This window comes from Candidatus Streptomyces philanthi (assembly GCF_059553635.1).
The window spans coordinates 1-17,685 of record NZ_JCANQV010000116.1 but is presented as its reverse complement, the minus strand read 5'-3'; the positions used below and the strand labels follow the sequence as shown (position 1 = coordinate 17,685).

The window sequence follows — 17,685 nt, the reverse complement described above, 5'->3', positions numbered from 1 at the left end:
GACCCGCCTGGCCCCGCGTCGTCCGCACCGACCTCGCCGGCGCCCACCGCGGCCGCGCGGGCCGGCGCACCGCCCTGGCGTCCTTCGTCCAGTTCACCGATCTGCACCTCGTCGACGTGCAGCACCCGCTGCGCACCGAGTACCTGCGCGCCGGGACCACCAGCGCCTGGCGTCCCCAGGAGGCGCTGACCGTCGCCGGGGCCGTCTCCCTCGTCGAACGGGTCAACGCCCTCCCCGGCGGGCCCGCCACCGGCGCCCCGCTGGCCTTCGTGATGACCACCGGCGACAACACCGACAACAACTCACTCCTGGAACTGGAGTGGTTCCTCACCGTCATGAGCGGCGGCCGGATCACCCCCAACTCCGGCGACCCCCGGCGCTACGAGGGCGTCCAGAACAGCGGCCTCGCCCTCTACTGGCAGCCGGACAGCGCCCTGCGCGACGCCGACAAGCGGCGCGGCTTCCCGCACCTGGACGGCTTCCTCGCCGCCGCGATCCGCACCGTCCGCAGCCCCGGCCTCCGGATGCCCTGGTACTCCACCGTCGGCAACCACGACTCCCTGCCCGGCGGCTGCTACGCCCCCGGCGACCCGTTCCTCACCCGCTTCGCCACCGGTGACCGCAAGGTGGAGACCGTGCCCGCGGCCGAGGCCCGGAAGGTGTCGGAGGCGGTGGGCGCCGGCCGCGACCCCAGGGGCGAGGGCGTCGCACGGCTGCTGAGGGCGCACGCCCGGCGCGCCCGCCACGTCACGCCCGACCCCCGCCGCGCCCCCTTCACCCGCGCCGCCTACCTCAAGGCCCATCTCGACCCGGCCCGTACCGGCCCCGGCCCCCGCGGCCACGGCTACACCCCGGACGACCTGGCCGGAAACCGGCTGTACTACACCTTCCCGGTCTCCGACGACGTGCTGGGTATCAGCCTCGACACCACCGACCCCGGCGGCCACTACACCGGTTCGCTCGGCGGCGCCCAGTTCGCCTGGCTCCGGCGGACCCTGGAACGCAACGAGCGCCACAGCAGGCGGCACGTCCTGGTCTTCTCCCACCACACCAGCGCAACCATGGACAACACCCGCCCCGACCCGGCCCGCCCCCACGAGCGGCGGCACACCGGCCGGGAACTGGTCGCCCTGCTCTCCGCGCACCGCTCCGTCATCGCGTGGATCAACGGTCACATCCACCGCAACGCGCTCACCCCGCACCCGGGGTTCTGGGAGGTCTCCACCGCCTCGCACATCGACTTCCCGCAGCTCGCCCGCGTCATCGAGCTGACCGACAACCGCGACGGCACGCTGTCCCTCTTCACCACCCTGGTGGAGTCGGCGGCGCCCCACCGCACCCGCTTCACCGATCTCTCGCAGACCGGTCTCGCCGCGCTCTACCGCGAACTGGCCTGCAACACCCCCGGCGCCCGCACCGACCTCGCGGGCACGGCACGCGACCGCAACACCGAACTGCTGCTGCCCCTCCGCCGCCGCTGAGACGGGGCGGATGCCCGGCGGCACCACCGCCGCCGGGCACCGTGCTCACGGCCGGGGCACGCGTTCCCCGGCCGCCGCGTCGCAGGTCTGCGCCCGCAGCGCCCGCGCCAGGTCGTCCCGCTCCTCCGACACCAGCCGCCGCAGCGCCGGGGCCGCCGCCTCGTGCGCGGTGAGCCAGGCGTCCGCGGCGTCCAGCGTGGCCTGCTCGACCCGCCAGGACGGGAACAGGCCCCGCACCACGTCCATCCCGATCTCGATCGACCGCTCGCGCCAGATCCGCTCGATCACCGCGAAGTACCGCTCGGCGTACGGGGCGAGCAGCTCCCGCTGGCCCAGCTGCGCGAAGCCGCTGATCGTGGCCTCCACCAGGGCGTTGGACAGCGCGTCGGACTCCACCACGTCCGCCCATGCCCGCTCCTTGACCTCGGCCGAGGGGCGGGAGGCCAGGCAGCGCACCTGGTGGCGCTTGCCGGACGCGGTGTCGTCCCGGGCGAGTTCGGCGCCGAGCAGGTCCTCGTCGGCGGCGCCGTGCGCGGCCAGCGGCTGGAGCAGCTCCCAGCGCAGCTCCTGGTCGACGTCGAGGCCGTCCACCTTCGCCGTGCCGTCCAGCAGGCCCCGCAGCAGCCGCAGATCGGACTCCGTCGTCGCGACCGACGCGAAGAACCGCGCCCACGCCAGCTGGTGGCCGCTGCCCGGCTCGGCGACCCGCAGCTCCCGCAGCGCGCCCTCGGCCAGCTCCCGGGCCGCCTCCTCGCGCCGCGCGGGCGCGGTGTAGTGCTCCAGCGCCGTACGGGCCTGGCCGTGCAGGGTCTGGAGGACGCCGATGTCGGTCTCCCGGCCGGCGAACCGCAGCACCAGGTCCAGCAGGTCCCGGGCCGGCATCAGCCCGTCGCGGGTCAGGCCCCACACCGCCGACCAGCACAGCGCCCGCGCCAGCGGATCGGCGATGTCGCCCAGCCGGGCCCGCAGGGTCTCCAGCGAGCCCTCGTCGAAGCGGACCTTGCAGTACGTCAGGTCCTCGTCGTTGACGAGCACCAGCTCCGGGCGCTCAGCCCCGGCCAGCTCCCCGACGACCGTCCGGGGACCGGAGACGTCCACCTCCGCCCGTGCGTAGCGCTCCAGCGCGCCGCTCGTCCCGTCGAGCCGGTAGAGGCCCACCGCCACCCGGTGCGGCCGCAGTTCGGGACGGTCGGGCGCGGCCTCCTGGAGCACGGCCAGTTCGGTGACCCGGCCCTGCGCGTCACAGGTGAGCTGCGGCGTCAGCGCGTTGACGCCCGCGGTCTCCAGCCAGGACCGCGACCAGGTGGCCAGATCCCGACCCGAGGTCTCCTCCAGCACCGACAGCAGGTCCGCCAGGCGCGTGTTGCCGTAGGCGTGCCGCTTGAAGTACCGCCGGGCGCCCTCCAGGAACGCCTCCCGCCCCACGTACGCCACGAGTTGCTTGAGCACCGAGGCGCCCTTGGCATAGGTGATGCCGTCGAAGTTGAGCTTGGCGTCCTCCAGGTCCCGGATGTCGGCGGTGACCGGGTGGGTGGAGGGGAGCTGGTCGGCGCGGTACGCCCATGCCTTGCGGTTGTTGGCGAAGGTGATCCAGCCGTCGGTGAACCGTGTCGCCTCGACCATGGAGAACGACCCCATGAAGTCCGCGAACGACTCCTTCAGCCACAGGTCGTCCCACCACCGCATGGTGACCAGGTCGCCGAACCACATGTGCGCCATCTCGTGCAGGATGACATTGGCGCGCCGCTCGTACGCCGCCCGCGTCACCTTGCCCCGGAAGATGAACTCCTCGCGGAAGGTGACACAGCCCGGGTTCTCCATCGCCCCGAGGTTGTACTCCGGGACGAACGCCTGGTCGTACTTGCCGAACGGGTACGGGTAGTCGAAGTGGTCGTGGAAGAAGTCCAGGCCCTGCTTGGTGACCGTGAAGACGTCGTCCGCGTCGAAGTGCCGCGCCAGCCCCTTGCGGCACAGCGCGCCCAGCGGGATCTCCAGCGTCGTCCCGTCCGCGAACGTCCGCGCGTAGGAGTCCCGCACATAGTGGTACGGGCCGGCGACCACGGCCGTGATGTACGTGGAGATCGGGCGGGTCGTCGCGAAGCGGCGCACGTCCCCGTCGCGGGACTCCTCCGCGCCGTTGCTGAGCACCACCCAGTCCGCGGGCGCCGCCACCTCGAAGGTGTACGGGGCCTTCAGGTCGGGCTGCTCGAAGTTGGCGAACACCCGGCGCGCGTCGGCCGGCTCGTACTGCGTGTAGAGGTAGACCTCGCCGTCCTCGGGGTCCACGAAGCGGTGCAGCCCCTCACCCGTACGGCTGTAGGCGCACTGCGCGTCGACGACCAGGGTGTTCTCGGCCGCGAGCCCCTCCAGGGCGATCCGCGTCCCGTCGAACACCTCGGCCGGGTCCAGCGCGCGCCCGTTGAGGACGACCGAGGTCACCGACGGCGCGAGCAGGTCGGCGAAGCTCGACGCCCCTGGTTCGGCGCAGCGGAAGCGGATCGTCGTCCGCGACCGGAAGGTCTCTCCGCCGTCCACCGCCGAGCGGACGTCCAGCGCCACGTCGTACCCGTCGACGCTCAGCAGCCGGCTCCGCTCGCGGGCCTCGTCCCGGGACAGATTCTCACCTGGCACGACGCGACTCCCTCGTCCTCGTCTCGAATATCGAACACGGGAATCATGGCATGGCACCGTTCCGTTGAACGGTCCACAGAACTGTTCTCATGAGGAGACCCCGTGTCCGAGACCGAGAAGACCCCCGCCGACTTCTGGTTCGACCCCCTGTGCCCCTGGGCCTGGATGACCTCCCGCTGGATGCTGGAGGTGGAGAAGGTCCGCCCGGTCGAGGTGCGCTGGCACGTCATGAGCCTCGCCGTGCTCAACGAGAACCGCCTCGACGAGCTGCCCGAGGAGTACGCGGAGAACATGCGCCCCGGCGGCAAGTCCTGGGGCCCGGTCCGCGTGGTGACCGCCGCCCAGCAGCTCTACGGCGACGAGGTCGTCGGCAGGCTCTACACCGCGCTCGGCACCCGCTTCCACAACCTCGGGGAAGGCGTGAACCGCGAGTCCATCGCCCGTGCCCTCGCCGACGCCGGTCTGCCCGCCGAGCTGATCGACCACGCCGACAAGGACACCTACGACGCCGAGCTGCGCGCCTCCCACAAGGCCGGCATCGACCTCGTCGGCCAGGACGTCGGCACCCCCGTCATCGCCGTGCCCGGCTCGGACGGCGAGCAGATCGCCTTCTTCGGCCCGGTCGTCACCCCGGCCCCCAAGGGCGAGGCCGCGGCCAGACTGTGGGACGGCACCCTGATGGTCGCCTCCACCCCGGGCTTCTACGAGATCAAGCGCACCCGCACCGCCGAGCCGGACTTCAGCTGAGCCGCGGCGCGCGAACAGGCCGGGCCCCGCGAGTCACGTCCTCGCGGGGCCCGGCCCTCTTTCCGCCCGCCAGGTGAAGGTTGAGAAGACGATCACGAGGCAGGACGCATGCGGTCAGCGCGTCACGGCGCCAGCAGCAGGGTGTTGGCGCGCTCCTTGGCGGCGGCGTAGCGCTTGGCCACGTCCTGCCAGTTCACGACGTTCCACATGGCCTCGATGAAGTCGACCTTCTGGTTCTTGTACTGGAGGTAGAAGGCGTGCTCCCAGGCGTCGAAGACCAGGATCGGCACCGAGCCCTGGCCGACGTTGCCCTGGTGGTCGTAGACCTGCTCGATGATCAGCCGGCCGGTGACCGGCTCGTACGCGAGGACGCCCCAGCCGGAGCCCTGCGTGGTCGCGGCGGCCTTGGACAGCTGGGCCTTGAACCCGGCGAACGAGCCGAAGCTCTCCTTGAGGGCGTCGGCCAGCTCGCCCACGCCGTCCTGCTCCAGCGGCTCGCCGCCGCCGTCACCGGTCATGTTGTGCCAGTAGATGCTGTGGAGGATGTGCCCCGAGAGGTGGAAGGCGAGGTTCTTCTGGAGCCCGTTGATCGCACCCCACGCCTCCTTGTCCCGCGCTTCGGCCAGCTGCTCCAGCGTGTCGTTGGCGCCCTTCACATACGCGGCGTGGTGCTTGTCGTGGTGCAGTTCGATGATCTCGGGGCTGATGACCGGGGCCAGCGCCGAGTAGTCGTAGGGAAGCTCCGGAAGTGTGTAGGTCGCCATGCCCAGCCTCTCCAACTGCTTACGCCTTCTTGTTGCAAGAGATCTCTGTTGCAACTGATGTGCAAGAACGTCTCCACGCTACCAGCAGGAGTGATCACACGGCGGGTCACGGGCCCTGCCTGGTCCCAAAGACGGAGGCGGGGCGGGACCCCCGAAGGAGGTCCCGCCCCGCCCTGTCCGACGGTGCCGCGTGCCTCAGTCCCGCACCGTCCCGTCGCCTGCCGAGGTGCGCTGCCGCACCAGACCTATGACCGTCAGCACCGCCCCGAACCCGCCGGTGAACAGCACCTGCACCCGCTGGTTCTCGTCGAACAGCATCAGCACCAGGACGACGGTGATGCCGGCGAGGGCCACATAGGTGAGATAGGGGAAGGCCCACATGCGGACGATCAGCTGCTCGGGGGCCTCGCGCTCCAGTCGGCGGCGCATCCGCAGCTGGGCCACCGCGATGAAGGCCCAGACCACCAGCATCGCCGCGCCGACCATGTTGAGCAGCCACAGGAAGACCGTGGTCGGCCACCAGTAGCTGAACAGCACGGTCAGGAAGCCGAAGGCGGAGCACAGCACCACGGCGCGGCGCGGCACGCCGCCGCTGACGGTGCGCAGGAACGCCGGGCCGTGGCCGCGGGAGGTCAGGGAGTACGCCATCCGGGAGGCGCCGTAGATGTTGGCGTTCATGGCCGACAGCAGCGCGATCAGGATGACCACGTTCATGATCTGCCCGGCCGCCGGGATGCGGAGGTAGTCCAGTACGGCGACGTAGGGGCCGCTCCGCGCGATCTCCGGGTTGTTCCAGGGGATGACGGTGACGATGACCGCCATCGAACCGACATAGAAGAGGGCGATCCGCCACATCGCGGTGCGCACCGCGCGCGCCACCCCGCGCACCGGGTCCTTGGACTCGGCGGCCGCGATGGTCACCGTCTCCAGACCGCCGTAGGCGAAGATCGACGCGAGCAGGCCGATCATCAGGCCCTCACTGCCCTTGGGGAGGAAGCCGCCGTCACCGGTGAGGTGCGAGGTGCCCGGGGCCTCGGTGCCGGGGAGGGCGCCGAAGATGGCGAGCAGGCCCAGGACGAGGAAGACGCCGATGGCGGCGACCTTGAGCGTGGCGAACCAGAACTCGAACTCGCCGAAGTTGCTGACGGCGGCGAGGTTGGTGGCGCAGAAGACCAGCATGAACAGCAGGACCCACATCCACTGCTCGGTCGCCGGGAACCAGCCCGTCATGATCTTCGCCGCGCCGATCGCCTCGACGGCGACCGCCACACACAGCTGGAGGGCGAACAGCCAGCCCGTGGTCAGCCCGGCCCAGGGGCCGATCGACCGTCCGGCGTGCACGGAGAAGGAGCCGGACGCCGGGCTGGCGGCGGCCATCTCGCCCAGCATCCGCATGATCAGCATGACCAGGGCGCCGGAGGCGGCGTAGGCCAGCACGATCGAGGGGCCGGCGGCCGCGATGCCCTCGCCGGAGCCGACGAACAGTCCGGCGCCGATCACCCCGCCCAGGGCGATCATCGACAGATGGCGTTGTTTGAGGCCGCCGGACAGCGTGGTGCCGCCGTCCCCGGTGGCGGGGGTCGCGCCGGACTGCTGGTGCCCGGGTGCGGCGGACGAGGGTGTCCGTTTCATGTCGTACCTGTCCCAGTCGGTGAGGGCGGAGCGGGGCGGAAGTGCGTACGCCGGGGCTGCGACCGGTACGGATGTGCCGCGTGACCCCCCGGAACCCGGCAGCACGGCAGGTCACGCAGGCGCTGCCGACGGCACGGCTCCGGGTTCCTGCGGTGAAGCGCGCTCAGTTTGGGTGCCGCTGTCCGCTGAGGGCAACAGGCGTGCAGCGAATGTTCGCTATTCAGACGCGATCGTGACCGTACGTGTCCGCTTCGTTCTGCATGAAGGTGCAATGTGAGCCTTGTCGCATGCGTCACGTCCGCGCACCGGCGTCAGCCGTCCGCACAACGGACGCTTCCTTGAGAGTGGACGAGACGGCGGCCGGGTCCCGGAACCTCACGCCCCGGACCTCGCGGACCGCCGGTCCCGTACCTCGCGCAACGCCGCCACCAGCAGCACCGCGGCCGTCGCCCCCGCCGACCACAGCAGCTGCGGCCGCGCCCCGTCGTCGGTCAGCATCAGCACCAGCACCGCGGCCATCGCCGCGAGCGCCGCCCAGGTCAGCCACGGGAACGCCCACATCCGCAGGCTCAGCGTCTGCGGCGCCTCGCGCTCGATCCGCCGGCGCAGCCGCAGCTGGGAGACGGCGATCAGCCCCCAGACGAACAGCAGCACCGCGCCGACCGCGTTGAGCAGATAGAGGAAGACCGAGTCCGGCCACTTCAGATTGAGCAGGACCGAGAGGAAGCCGAACGCGACCGAGGCGAGCACGGCCCGGCGCGGCACCCCGCCGCCCGCCACCTTCAGCAGCCCCCGCGGCGCCTCACCCCGCTCCGCCAGCGAGAACACCATCCGCGACGAACCGTAGAGATTGGCGTTCAGCGCGGACAGCAGCGCGACGAAGACCACGATGTTCATGATCTGCCCGGCCGCCGGCACCCCGAGACTGTCGAGCACCGCCACGTAAGGGCTCTTGCCCGGCCGCATCGACGACCACGGCAGCAGCGTCACGATCACCAGCATCGAGCCGACGTAGAAGAAGAGGATGCGCCACACCGCGCTGCGCACCGCCCGGCCCACCGCCCGCGCCGGATCGTCCGACTCGGCCGCCGCTATGGTGACGACCTCCAGACCGCCGAACGCGAAGACCACGGCCAGCACCCCGGAGACGACACCGGCCCAGCCGTTCGGCAGGAACCCGCCCTGCCCGGTGAGGTTCGCCAGGCCCACCGGATCGGTGTTGGGCAGCAGCCCGAAGACCGCCAGCAGGCCGAGCCCCAGGAACAGCACGATCGCGACGACCTTCAGCGTGGCGAACCAGAACTCGAACTCACCGAAGTTCTTCACCGCGGCGAGATTGGCGGCGGTGAAGACGACCATGAACAGCAGCACCCAGGCCCACTGCGGCACCGAGGGCACCCAGCCGTTGGCGATCTGCGCCGCGCCCGTCGCCTCCACGGCCAGCACCACGACCAGCAGGAACCAGTACAGCCAGCCGACACTGAACCCGGCCCAGCGCCCCAGCGCCCGCTCCGCGTGCACCGAGAACGCGCCCGAGGCCGGCATCGCCGCCGACATCTCCCCGAGCATCCGCATGATCAGCATCGCCAGCGCACCGGCGATCAGATACGACAGCACGATCCCGGGCCCGGCCACCTTGATGCCCGCGCCGGAACCGACGAACAGCCCGGCGCCGATCACCCCACCCAGGCCGAGCATGGTCATATGGCGTTGCTTGAGCCCCGCGGACAGCGGCTCTCCCTCGCCTTTCCCGCCGGTGGGAGAGGATTCCCCGGCGGTGGTCGGTGCGTCGTGCATGGGCTCGCAACTCTCACAGGATGGTTCGGCGGGGCGTTCGGGGCCCCGGGTGCCCTTCAGTGTCGCCGCACTCCGCGCGCTACCACAAAACAGCCCCCTCCGGGCGGCCTTCTCCGTGATGAGCATCACGTGACCTGCGACGATACCGAGGGCCGGGCGTCTCGGACGATGTTCGGGACTCCCCAAGCGGGCCGCCGCGGCTTTGTCGCCGGCACATGATGATCGTCGCTGTCCGCTCGGCTACCGTCCCGTTCTGTCCCGGTCCTCTCACCTTTCGCGGAGTCACGATGAGCACGTCCGCTCTCACCCGTCCCGGCACGGTCCTCGCCGACCTGCTGCCGGCCGCCACCGCCTCCCACGCCCGCGTCCGTGACGCCGCGCTGGTGATCGGCGGTGCGGCGCTCACCGGCGTCGCGGCCCAGATCGCCCTCCCCGTCCCGGGCTCCCCGGTCCCGGTCACCGGCCAGACCTTCGCCGCCCTGCTCGTCGGCGCCTCCCTCGGCGCCGGCCGCGGCCTGCTGTCGATGGTGCTCTACGCCCTGGTCGGCATGGCGGGCGTGCCGTGGTTCGCCGGCGGCCAGTCCGGCGCGGGCGGCGCCACCTTCGGCTACGTCCTGGGCATGCTGCTCGCCGCCACCGTCGTGGGCGCCCTGGCCCGCCGCGGTGGCGACCGCGGGGTGCTGCGCACCGCCGGCACCATGCTCGTCGGCACCGCCCTGATCTACGGCGTCGGCGTGCCCTGGCTCGCGCTGACCACCGGCATGTCCCTCGGCCAGGCGGTGGCCGCCGGCATGGTCCCGTTCCTGGTGGGCGACGCGCTCAAGGCCGCCCTGGCGGTGGGCGCCCTGCCCGCCGCCTGGAAGCTGGCCGGCCGCCGCGGCTGACCACGCACAGGGGCCGGGCCCGCACCCTCTCACGGTGGTGCGGGCCCGGCCCCTTTTCCGTCCTAGACCCGCTTCACCGGGGGCTCGGCCGTCTCCCGCGGCCGCTTCCGCTGGAGGATCAGCCCGACGGTCAGCACGACCACGGCCGCGACCACCGACAGCACCATCTGCTCGCGCCCGTCGGGGTTGTAGAACATGTAGCCCACGACGAAGACGATCAGTGCGATCGTCGCGTACGTCAGCCACGGGTACAGCCACATCCGCACCGTCAGCCGCTCCGGCGTCTCCTGCTCGATGATCTTGCGCATCCGCAGCTGGGAGAGGCAGATGACCAGCCACACGAAGAGGGCCACCGCGCCGGAGGAGTTCAGCAGGAACTGGAAGACGGTGTCCTTCGAGGTGTAGCTGAAGATCGTCGCGACGAAGCCGAAGGCGACCGACGCCCAGATCGCGACCGCCGGGACCCCGCCCTTGTTGACCTTGGCGAACGACTTCGGCGCGTCGCCCCGCTCACCGAGCGAGAACGCCATCCGGGACGCGGTGTAGAGCCCGGAGTTCAGACAGGACAGCACCGCGGTCAGCACCACGACGTCCATCACCGTGCCCGCGTAGGGGATGTCCAGCGACCGCAGCACCGCCACGTAGGGGCTCTTGTCCACCGCCGGGTCGTTCCACGGCAGCAGCGTGACGATCACCGCGATCGAGCCGAGGTAGAACAGCGCGATCCGCCAGATGACGCTGTTGACGGCCTTGCGGACGGCCAGCACCGGGTTGGGGGACTCGCTCGCCGCCAGCGTGACGATCTCACTGCCCATGAAGGAGAAGACGACCAGCAGCATGCCGGAGAGGATGGCGCCGGGACCGTTCGGCAGGAATCCGCCCTGCCCGGTCAGATTCGTCATCCCGACGGCCTCGTGCCCCGGGGGCAGCCCGAATATCGCCAGCGCGCCGACCACGATGAAGACGATGATCGCCACGACCTTGATGCCGGCGAACCAGAACTCGAACTCGCCGAACGAGCCCACCGAGATCAGGTTCGTACCGGTCAGGACGATCATCACCAACAGCGCCCAGGCCCACTGCGGTACCGCGGGGACCCATGAGGTGAGGATGGCCGCGGCCGCCGTGGCCTCGACGGCCAGGACGACCGACCAGAAGAACCAGTACAGCCACCCGATGGTGAAACCGGCCCAGCGGCCGAGCGCCCGGTCCGCGTAGGCGGAGAACGAGCCGGAGGTGGGGGAGGCCGCCGCCATCTCGCCGAGCATCCGCATCACCAGGACCACCAGCAGACCGGTCAGCGCGTACGAGATGAGGATGCCGGGCCCCGCGGCGGCGATGCCGGCACCGGAACCGACGAACAGTCCGGCACCGATGACACCGCCGATCGCGATCATCGACAGATGACGGTTCTTGAGCCCGGCCTGGAGGCCCTCCGGCGGCTGCTGTCCGGCCGTACCCCCGCCGGAACCACCGGCGTTGGGGATCTTGGTGGGGAGAGGCGGATGCGCACCCATGTGCACCGTCCTTCGCTTTCGATTGCGAGTCCACGCATTAGAACGCGGCCCCGCCCGGAGGGGAAGGCCCGACTCCGGATCGTTGCTGTCGCTGTCCATCTGTACGAAGCGTGGCCGACATCTGCCCGCCAACTGTACGAAGACCCGTGGCGCCTACCCGTGGATACTCGCCCCACGCACTCGTGCCACACTCGTGCCATGCGCGTGTATCTCGGCTCCGACCATGCAGGATTCGACCTCAAGAACCACCTCGTCGAGTGGCTCACGGCCCACGGCCACGAGCCCGTCGACTGCGGCCCCCACATCTACGACGCCCAGGACGACTACCCTCCGTTCTGTCTGCGCGCCGCCGAGAAGACGGCCGCCGACCCGGACGCCCTTGGCATCGTGATCGGCGGATCCGGCAACGGCGAGCAGATCGCCGCCAACAAGGTCAAGGGCGTCCGCGCCGCGCTCGCCTGGAGCGAGGAGACCGCCAAGCTCGGTCGCGAGCACAACAACGCCAACGTCATCTCCGTCGGCGGCCGGATGCACACCGTCGAGGAGGCCACCCGCTTCGTCGAGGTCTTCCTCACCACCCCGTACTCCGGTGAGGAGCGTCACACCCGCCGCATCGACATGCTCACCGCGTACGAGAACACCGGCGAACTCCCCGCCGTCCCCGCCCACCACCCGCAGGGCTGACCGACCGAAGCCGCCGCCCGCTGCCCCGCGACCGGGGGAGCGGGCGCGCCCCCAGGAGGACCACCCGATGCCCGAGGGGCACACGATCCACCGCCTCGCGCTCGACCACCGCAGCCGGTTCGAGGGCGAGACCGTGCGGGTGAGCAGCCCGCAGGGCAAGTTCTCCGACGGCGCGGCCCTGGTCGACGGACTCGTCATGGACGCGGCAGAGGCCCATGGCAAGCACCTCTTCCTCGGCTTCGGCCCCGCCGGCTGGATCCACGTCCACCTCGGACTCTTCGGCAAGCTCGACTTCGGCGACGCCCCCGCGCCCCCGCCCGCCGACACCGTGCGGCTGCGCCTCGCCACCGGGCGCCACCACGCCGATCTGCGCGGCCCCACCACCTGCGCCCTGGTCACCGACGCCGACAAGCAGGCCGTCCACGACCGCCTCGGCCCCGACCCGCTGCGCCCGGACGACGACGGCGAACGCGCCTGGCGGCGGATCAGCCGCAGCCGCACCACCGTCGCCGCGCTGCTGCTCGACCAGAAGATCATCGCGGGTGTCGGCAACGTCTACCGCGCCGAGGTCCTCTTCCGGCACGGCATCGACCCCTACCTCCCCGGCCGCGACCTGCCCCGGCCCGTGTGGGACGCCGTCTGGGACGACCTCACCGCCCTGATGCGCGAGGGCGTCCGCAACAACCGCATCGACACCGTCCGCCCCGCCCACACCCCCGAGGCCATGGGCCGCCCGCCACGGGTCGACGACCACGGCGGCGAGGTGTACGTCTACCGCCGCGCCGGGCAGCACTGCCACCTCTGCGGCAGCGAGATCCGCACCGCGGGACTCGCCGCCCGCAACCTCTTCTGGTGCCCCGTCTGCCAGCCGCCCGGGGCACGCGGCGAGCGCTGACGGAGGGACACCCCGTCAGCACCCCCGCCGGCTCAGAACCCGTGCGGCAGCCACGGCGCCACCGCCGTACCGAACGCCAGGGACGCCGCCTCCAGCGCACCCGGCCGCAGCTCCCGCACCCGGCCCGCCGCCGCCAGCGACGTCAACGAGAAGCCGCCCAGATAGACCGAGCCCAGCTCGCGCGCGGACAGCGCCAGGTCCGGCGCGTTGGTGGTGCGCGCGCAGGACGCGCCCTTCTCGTCACCGGACAGCCGCCAGCGGCCCGTGTTCCAGGGGCAGAACGCGTCCTCGACCTCCAGCACCACGTCCACCGGGGTCCGGTACGTGCGCGCCTCCAGGGCCGCGCCCGTCTCCACCGGCCGGACGAAGAGGGACTCCCGCAGTCCGATCCGGCACCGCCGCATGTCGGGGACCAGATGCAGCAGCGGATCGTCCGCCGGCCGGCTGCGGACCACGACCGACGACGTCAGATCGATCCCGAACAGATAGCGCCACAGCGCGGCGTACACCACCGGGTCCAGCGCGTCCAGGTCCTGGAGCACCACCGTCCCCTTCGGCCCCGTGCGGTCCCACTCCGCGGTGACCGCGTACCGCGCGTAGCCCCGCACCTCGCCCGCCACCTCGGCGAGCACACACACCCGGGGACCCGCGCCGCCGCGCTGCGCCGGCGGATCGCACAGCGGCAGCCGCTCCCAGCCCGGACGCCGCTCCAGCATCCCGGCCCGCCGCGGCACCAGCCGGGCGTACACCCGTTCGCACGCCTCCACGCCCTCCTCGGGCGCCACCAGTCGCAACCGCACATCCGCCACGCCCGGCAGCTCCGGCGCGGGCAGCCGCAGGGTGTCCACCGTCAGCCGCATCTCCCGCGTCGCCGCGCCGTAGCCGAAGCGCCCGTAGATCGCCGGCTCCGAGGCGGTCAGCACCGCCAGCGCCTCACCACGCGCCCGGACGTCGTCCAACTGGTGACGCATCATCGAACGCAGGATGCCGCGCCTGCGGTGCGTCGGCTGCACGCTGACCATCGTCACGCCGGCCGCGGGCACCGACGCGCCCCCCGGAACGGTCAACCCGAACGAGAACGCCCCGGCTGTACCGACCCACCCCGCGTCCCCGTCCCGCACCCCGATCAGGCGGTCGAACTCCGACAGATCCCGCCACAACGCCCGCTCCTCGGGCGACTCCTCGGGCCCGCCGAAGGCCCTGTCCACACTGCCGAACCACGCGTCCCACTCGTCCGGGGAAGGCCCGGTGAAATCGATTGCCATGGGGCCATCCCTAGCAGGGCGTCCACCGGCCGTGCGACCGCATTTCGAACTGGAATGCGCGGCGGCCGCACCCCACGACGGTCGACGAATCGACGTGCCGCCGAACGGGTGGATAAGGTCCCAGGGCAATGACACGCCGCAAGGGAGCAGAACCCCTGACGGCCCGGATGCACAAGGCACTGCACCGGGCCCGCGTTGGCGTACGCAAAGCCGCGGTCGACTACTTCCGCGGTGACGGCTCCGACTGGATCGCCCTGGTCGCCCTGCTGGTCTCCGTCCCGACCATCGCGGCGGGCACCCTCTGGAGCCCGGAATGGATCAGTCCGACCGCCCTGGTCCTCCCCGTCGTCGCCGGCGGACTCCTGCTGCGCCCCGCCAACCTCCTCGTCCTCTACGCCACCTCCGCGGCCGCCCTGATCGTCGAGGCCGCGCGGTTCGGCCCCTACGAACAGGGCACGGACCGGATCACCCCGGGCACGGTGCTCGTGGTCGCCGCCGTCGGCCTCACCGGGCTGCTGATCGCGCAGTTCCGCAGCCGCGTCGGCGTGCCCTGGAGACGCGGCGGCACCATGCTCTTCGACCTTCGCGAACGCATCCGCGTCCAGAGCAAGCTGCCCCGGCTGCCCCAGGGATGGCACCGGGAGATGCAACTGCGCCCGGCCGGCGGGCAGTCCTTCTCCGGCGACTTCGTGGTCGCCGCCCGCACCCACGGCGGCAGCATCCTCGAAGTCGTCCTGACCGACGTCTCCGGCAAGGGCATGGACGCGGCCTCCCGCGCCCTGCTGCTGTCCGGGGCGTTCGGCGGGCTCCTCGGCTCCCTGCCGCCGCACGGCTTCCTGCCCGCGGCCAACGCCTATCTGCTGCGCCAGGACTGGGACGAGGGCTTCGCGACCTCCATCCACCTCGTCCTCGACCTGGAGTCCGGCGACTACGAACTCTTCTCCGCCGGGCATCTGCCCGCCCTCCAGCTCAGCGCCGGTACCGGCCGCTGGGAGGAGAAGTCGGGGGAGGGGCCGCTGCTCGGCGTCTACGACGGGGCCCAGTTCGACCCGGTCAAGGGGCGGCTGCGGCCCGGCGACGTCCTGATGATGTTCACCGACGGTCTGGTGGAGGCCCCCGACCGGGAGATCGCCGAGGGCATCGACCGGCTGACCGGGGAGGCCGACCGGTATGTCGCGGCGGGCTTCGCGGGCGCCGCCTGGCATCTGATCGAGGCGGTCGCCAAGGACGTCAACGACGACCGCGCCCTGCTGCTGATCTGCCGCGACGCCTGACGGCCGGGGGCGGCGGCGGTCCGGCCGCGGTCCGGGCCGGTGAGTTCCGGGGGCCGGGGCCGGTGCCGTCCGGACGGGTGCGGCCGGGACGCGTGTCCGCCCCGGCCGCCCGCGCCCGCGTTACGCGCCGCTCTCCGGCGCCCGCCGCGCCGGGTCCTTCCGGAACGCCCACTCCATCCGCGGCTCGACGACCCACCGCAGCGCCCGGCGGACCGGCGGCGTGCACAGCAGGGTCACCGCCGTCGCCGCGACCAGCGTCACCACCACGGCGCCCAGGGGCGTCCGCAGCCAGGGCAGCGCGTCGAACCAGCCGCCGAAGACCGATCCCTTGGTGAGGAAGCCGTGCAGCAGATAGCCGTACAGCGTCCCCGCGCCCAGGACCGTGAACCACATCTTCCGCCGCGGCACCCACGCCAGGAAGCTCACCGTCAGCAGCATCGAGCAGCCGAACAGCACCAGCGTCATCACCGGCCCGGTCCACCACGGGGAGCCCAGCTCCTGTGCGCTCTCCCGGTGGTAGAGCCAGGCGTTCTGCATCCGCGGCGCCGCCCAGTACGCGACGACCAGTGCACCCGCGAACACCACGGGCGCCGCGACGCGCACCGCACGGCGCCGCACCATCCGGAAATGCTCGGGACGCAGATGTAGACCCAGGACGAAGAACGGCAGGAATTGCAGGACCCGCTGGAGGTTCAGATCGCTGCCGATCTCCGGTGACACGGTCGCCAGTGCCGCGATGAGCAGTGCGAGCGGAACCGGAAAACGTACGATCTTCCACAACGGAGTGGTCAACCGCCAGATGAACAGTGCCATCAGGAACCACATCAGGAACCACGGCTGGAGCAGCGCGATCGGATGATGCGGATCGTGGTCCGCCCAGCGCTTGAAGAACGCATAGACGACCGAGAAGACGATGTACGGCGCGACGACGCCGGTGACCAGCCGTTTCAGCCGTTCACCGCTCATCTCGAAATTGCGGGAGAAATAGCCGGAGATGACGATGAACGCCGGCATGTGGAACGCGTAGACGGTGAGGTACAGCGCGGTCGCCGCGCGGCTGCCGTCGAGCAGCGGCTCCCAGGAGTGCCCGACCGCGACCAGCACGATGGCCAGGTACTTCGCGTTGTCGAAGAAGGCGTCCCGGCCGCCGGACGGTACGGAGGCCGGGGCCGCCGAGGGCTGTGCGGGGGGTTGGGCCCGGTCCGTGTCCGCGTCCTGCCGGGCCGGGGGGAGTTCACGTCGTGATGTGGGGGCAGCGTGAAACATCTGCCGCACCATAGCTGCCACCGCGGAATGCGTAAAACGCCCGCCGGTAATGCGTGTTTTCCCGGGAACGGTATGCGGAGGGCCGTCCTGCGTATCGGCGCCGGCCGACCGGACCCGTTCGGTACGCGTATCCCCCCGCATTTATCGCGCTCCTTCATCTCGTCATATCGCGTCACATCGGGACATGCGCGCCGTGGCCGCACCACAGGCAATGCCCTTCTGCTTGACGGGATGTCCGTACGGGGGGTTCCGGCGGGGAAACGTGATCCACGCCACCGCCCCGGAATGCATTCCCCGCACGGCCGGCGACCGCCGCCGTGCGGTGCGGCGTCAATCGGCCACCGGAAGAGAAATGATCCGGCCGTTTTGCGGCCGGGCCGGCGGGGCGGCATTTCTCCCGCGCCATCCGGCGTACCGGCCCCCGCCTGGAACCTTCCTGATCGTTTCGCTTGTCCGCTTCGTCCTTCGCGAGCGTGAATCGGGCAAAGCCGGGCCCGATGATTCGTCACCCATCTGCGGTGGGCAATGACTTGGTGGCACGATGGTGCCAGCGGGGGTGTGCGTGACGGCACGCTTCCGGGCCGGTGGAGGCGTTCCGACCTAGGGTGTGATCAGTTGTGGCTCTGTCGCTGTCAGTCGTGCTGCTTTTGGGGATCGTGCTGATCGTGCTGATCCGGCAGAAGACGATCAAGCCGGGCGCGGCGATCGTCGCCATCCTCTTCGGCTTCTTCCTCGCCTCGACCGGCATGGCCCCGTCCATAAACAGGTTCTTCAACTCGGTCGCCGAGACCATCAACCACATCACCTTCTAGGGCCCGTGCCGGATGCCCCGCCCGCCCCTCCGGCGG

Annotated in this window: 14 protein-coding genes; 7 read left to right on the top strand and 7 right to left on the bottom strand. The window is 71.3% G+C overall.

All coding sequences use genetic code 11. The features are described 5' to 3' along the window. Positions 1-1,481, top strand: a 1,481-nt coding sequence (locus tag AC51EU_RS15780) for a TIGR03767 family metallophosphoesterase (protein WP_496267561.1), incomplete at its 5' end; no start/stop codon positions are given. A gap of 45 nt (positions 1,482-1,526) precedes the next feature. Here the strand turns inward: AC51EU_RS15780 and pepN are convergent. Continuing rightward, positions 1,527-4,112 (bottom strand): aminopeptidase N, encoded by a 2,586-nt coding sequence (pepN, locus tag AC51EU_RS15775; RefSeq protein WP_496267560.1) that lies wholly within the window; start codon positions 4,110-4,112, stop codon positions 1,527-1,529. A gap of 102 nt (positions 4,113-4,214) precedes the next feature. Between pepN and AC51EU_RS15770 the strand changes: the two genes are divergently transcribed. Then, entirely contained in the window at positions 4,215-4,859 is a 645-nt protein-coding gene (locus AC51EU_RS15770; protein WP_496267559.1) for a mycothiol-dependent nitroreductase Rv2466c family protein, read from the top strand. A 122-nt stretch (positions 4,860-4,981) separates the two neighbouring features. Here AC51EU_RS15770 and AC51EU_RS15765 read toward each other — a convergent pair whose 3' ends face one another. The 3 genes from AC51EU_RS15765 to AC51EU_RS15755 form a co-directional block, all read right to left on the bottom strand. After that, positions 4,982-5,623, bottom strand: a complete 642-nt coding sequence (locus AC51EU_RS15765; RefSeq protein WP_496267558.1) for a superoxide dismutase — start codon at positions 5,621-5,623, stop codon at positions 4,982-4,984. Positions 5,624-5,818: 195 nt separating this feature from the next. Further along, positions 5,819-7,255 (bottom strand): amino acid permease, encoded by a 1,437-nt coding sequence (locus tag AC51EU_RS15760; protein ID WP_496267557.1) that lies wholly within the window; start codon positions 7,253-7,255, stop codon positions 5,819-5,821. 375 nt (positions 7,256-7,630) lie between these two features. After that, entirely contained in the window at positions 7,631-9,052 is a 1,422-nt protein-coding gene (locus AC51EU_RS15755) for an amino acid permease (protein ID WP_496267556.1), read from the bottom strand. Between the two features lie 287 nt (positions 9,053-9,339). Between AC51EU_RS15755 and AC51EU_RS15750 the strand changes: the two genes are divergently transcribed. Beyond that, the gene (locus tag AC51EU_RS15750) at positions 9,340-9,936 is read left to right on the top strand and encodes a biotin transporter BioY (protein WP_496267555.1); all 597 of its coding nucleotides are present in this window, start codon (positions 9,340-9,342) and stop codon (positions 9,934-9,936) included. Positions 9,937-9,998: 62 nt separating this feature from the next. Here the strand turns inward: AC51EU_RS15750 and AC51EU_RS15745 are convergent, their stop codons facing one another. Continuing rightward, positions 9,999-11,453 (bottom strand): amino acid permease, encoded by a 1,455-nt coding sequence (locus AC51EU_RS15745; protein ID WP_496267554.1) that lies wholly within the window; start codon positions 11,451-11,453, stop codon positions 9,999-10,001. A gap of 198 nt (positions 11,454-11,651) precedes the next feature. On the opposite strand from AC51EU_RS15745, the gene AC51EU_RS15740 reads away from it, so the two are divergent. Both AC51EU_RS15740 and AC51EU_RS15735 read left to right on the top strand, forming a co-directional pair. Next, positions 11,652-12,137: a ribose-5-phosphate isomerase gene (locus tag AC51EU_RS15740; protein ID WP_496267553.1), complete on the top strand. Its 486-nt coding sequence runs from the start codon at positions 11,652-11,654 to the stop codon at positions 12,135-12,137. A gap of 67 nt (positions 12,138-12,204) precedes the next feature. Then, a complete protein-coding gene (locus tag AC51EU_RS15735) occupies positions 12,205-13,032 on the top strand; it encodes an Fpg/Nei family DNA glycosylase (RefSeq protein WP_496267552.1) in 828 nt (275 codons plus the stop codon). 32 nt (positions 13,033-13,064) lie between these two features. Here AC51EU_RS15735 and AC51EU_RS15730 read toward each other — a convergent pair whose 3' ends face one another. Continuing rightward, positions 13,065-14,297, bottom strand: coding sequence for a GNAT family N-acetyltransferase (locus tag AC51EU_RS15730; protein ID WP_496267551.1), 1,233 nt, complete (start codon positions 14,295-14,297; stop codon positions 13,065-13,067). Between the two features lie 128 nt (positions 14,298-14,425). Between AC51EU_RS15730 and AC51EU_RS15725 the strand changes: the two genes are divergently transcribed. Next, entirely contained in the window at positions 14,426-15,571 is a 1,146-nt protein-coding gene (locus AC51EU_RS15725; RefSeq protein WP_496267550.1) for a SpoIIE family protein phosphatase, read from the top strand. 120 nt (positions 15,572-15,691) lie between these two features. Here AC51EU_RS15725 and AC51EU_RS15720 read toward each other — a convergent pair whose 3' ends face one another. Then, a complete protein-coding gene (locus AC51EU_RS15720) occupies positions 15,692-16,837 on the bottom strand; it encodes an acyltransferase family protein (RefSeq protein WP_496267549.1) in 1,146 nt (381 codons plus the stop codon). Positions 16,838-17,454: 617 nt separating this feature from the next. Here AC51EU_RS15720 and AC51EU_RS15715 point away from each other — a divergent pair. Next, positions 17,455-17,649, top strand: a complete 195-nt coding sequence (locus AC51EU_RS15715; protein WP_496267548.1) for a hypothetical protein — start codon at positions 17,455-17,457, stop codon at positions 17,647-17,649. Positions 17,650-17,685 lie beyond the last annotated feature (36 nt).

Bases quoted from the DNA above. Each gene is read 5' to 3' on its own strand.
- AC51EU_RS15725 (WP_496267550.1), top strand. From the start codon at position 14,426: ATGACACGCCGCAAGGGAGCAGAACCCCTGACGGCCCGGATGCACAAG.
- AC51EU_RS15745 (WP_496267554.1), bottom strand. From the start codon at position 11,453: ATGGGTGCGCATCCGCCTCTCCCCACCAAGATCCCCAACGCCGGTGGT.
- AC51EU_RS15750 (WP_496267555.1), top strand. From the start codon at position 9,340: ATGAGCACGTCCGCTCTCACCCGTCCCGGCACGGTCCTCGCCGACCTG.
- AC51EU_RS15755 (WP_496267556.1), bottom strand. From the start codon at position 9,052: ATGCACGACGCACCGACCACCGCCGGGGAATCCTCTCCCACCGGCGGG.
- AC51EU_RS15740 (WP_496267553.1), top strand. From the start codon at position 11,652: ATGCGCGTGTATCTCGGCTCCGACCATGCAGGATTCGACCTCAAGAAC.
- AC51EU_RS15735 (WP_496267552.1), top strand. From the start codon at position 12,205: ATGCCCGAGGGGCACACGATCCACCGCCTCGCGCTCGACCACCGCAGC.
- AC51EU_RS15765 (WP_496267558.1), bottom strand. From the start codon at position 5,623: ATGGCGACCTACACACTTCCGGAGCTTCCCTACGACTACTCGGCGCTG.
- AC51EU_RS15730 (WP_496267551.1), bottom strand. From the start codon at position 14,297: ATGGCAATCGATTTCACCGGGCCTTCCCCGGACGAGTGGGACGCGTGG.
- AC51EU_RS15760 (WP_496267557.1), bottom strand. From the start codon at position 7,255: ATGAAACGGACACCCTCGTCCGCCGCACCCGGGCACCAGCAGTCCGGC.
- AC51EU_RS15720 (WP_496267549.1), bottom strand. From the start codon at position 16,837: ATGTTTCACGCTGCCCCCACATCACGACGTGAACTCCCCCCGGCCCGG.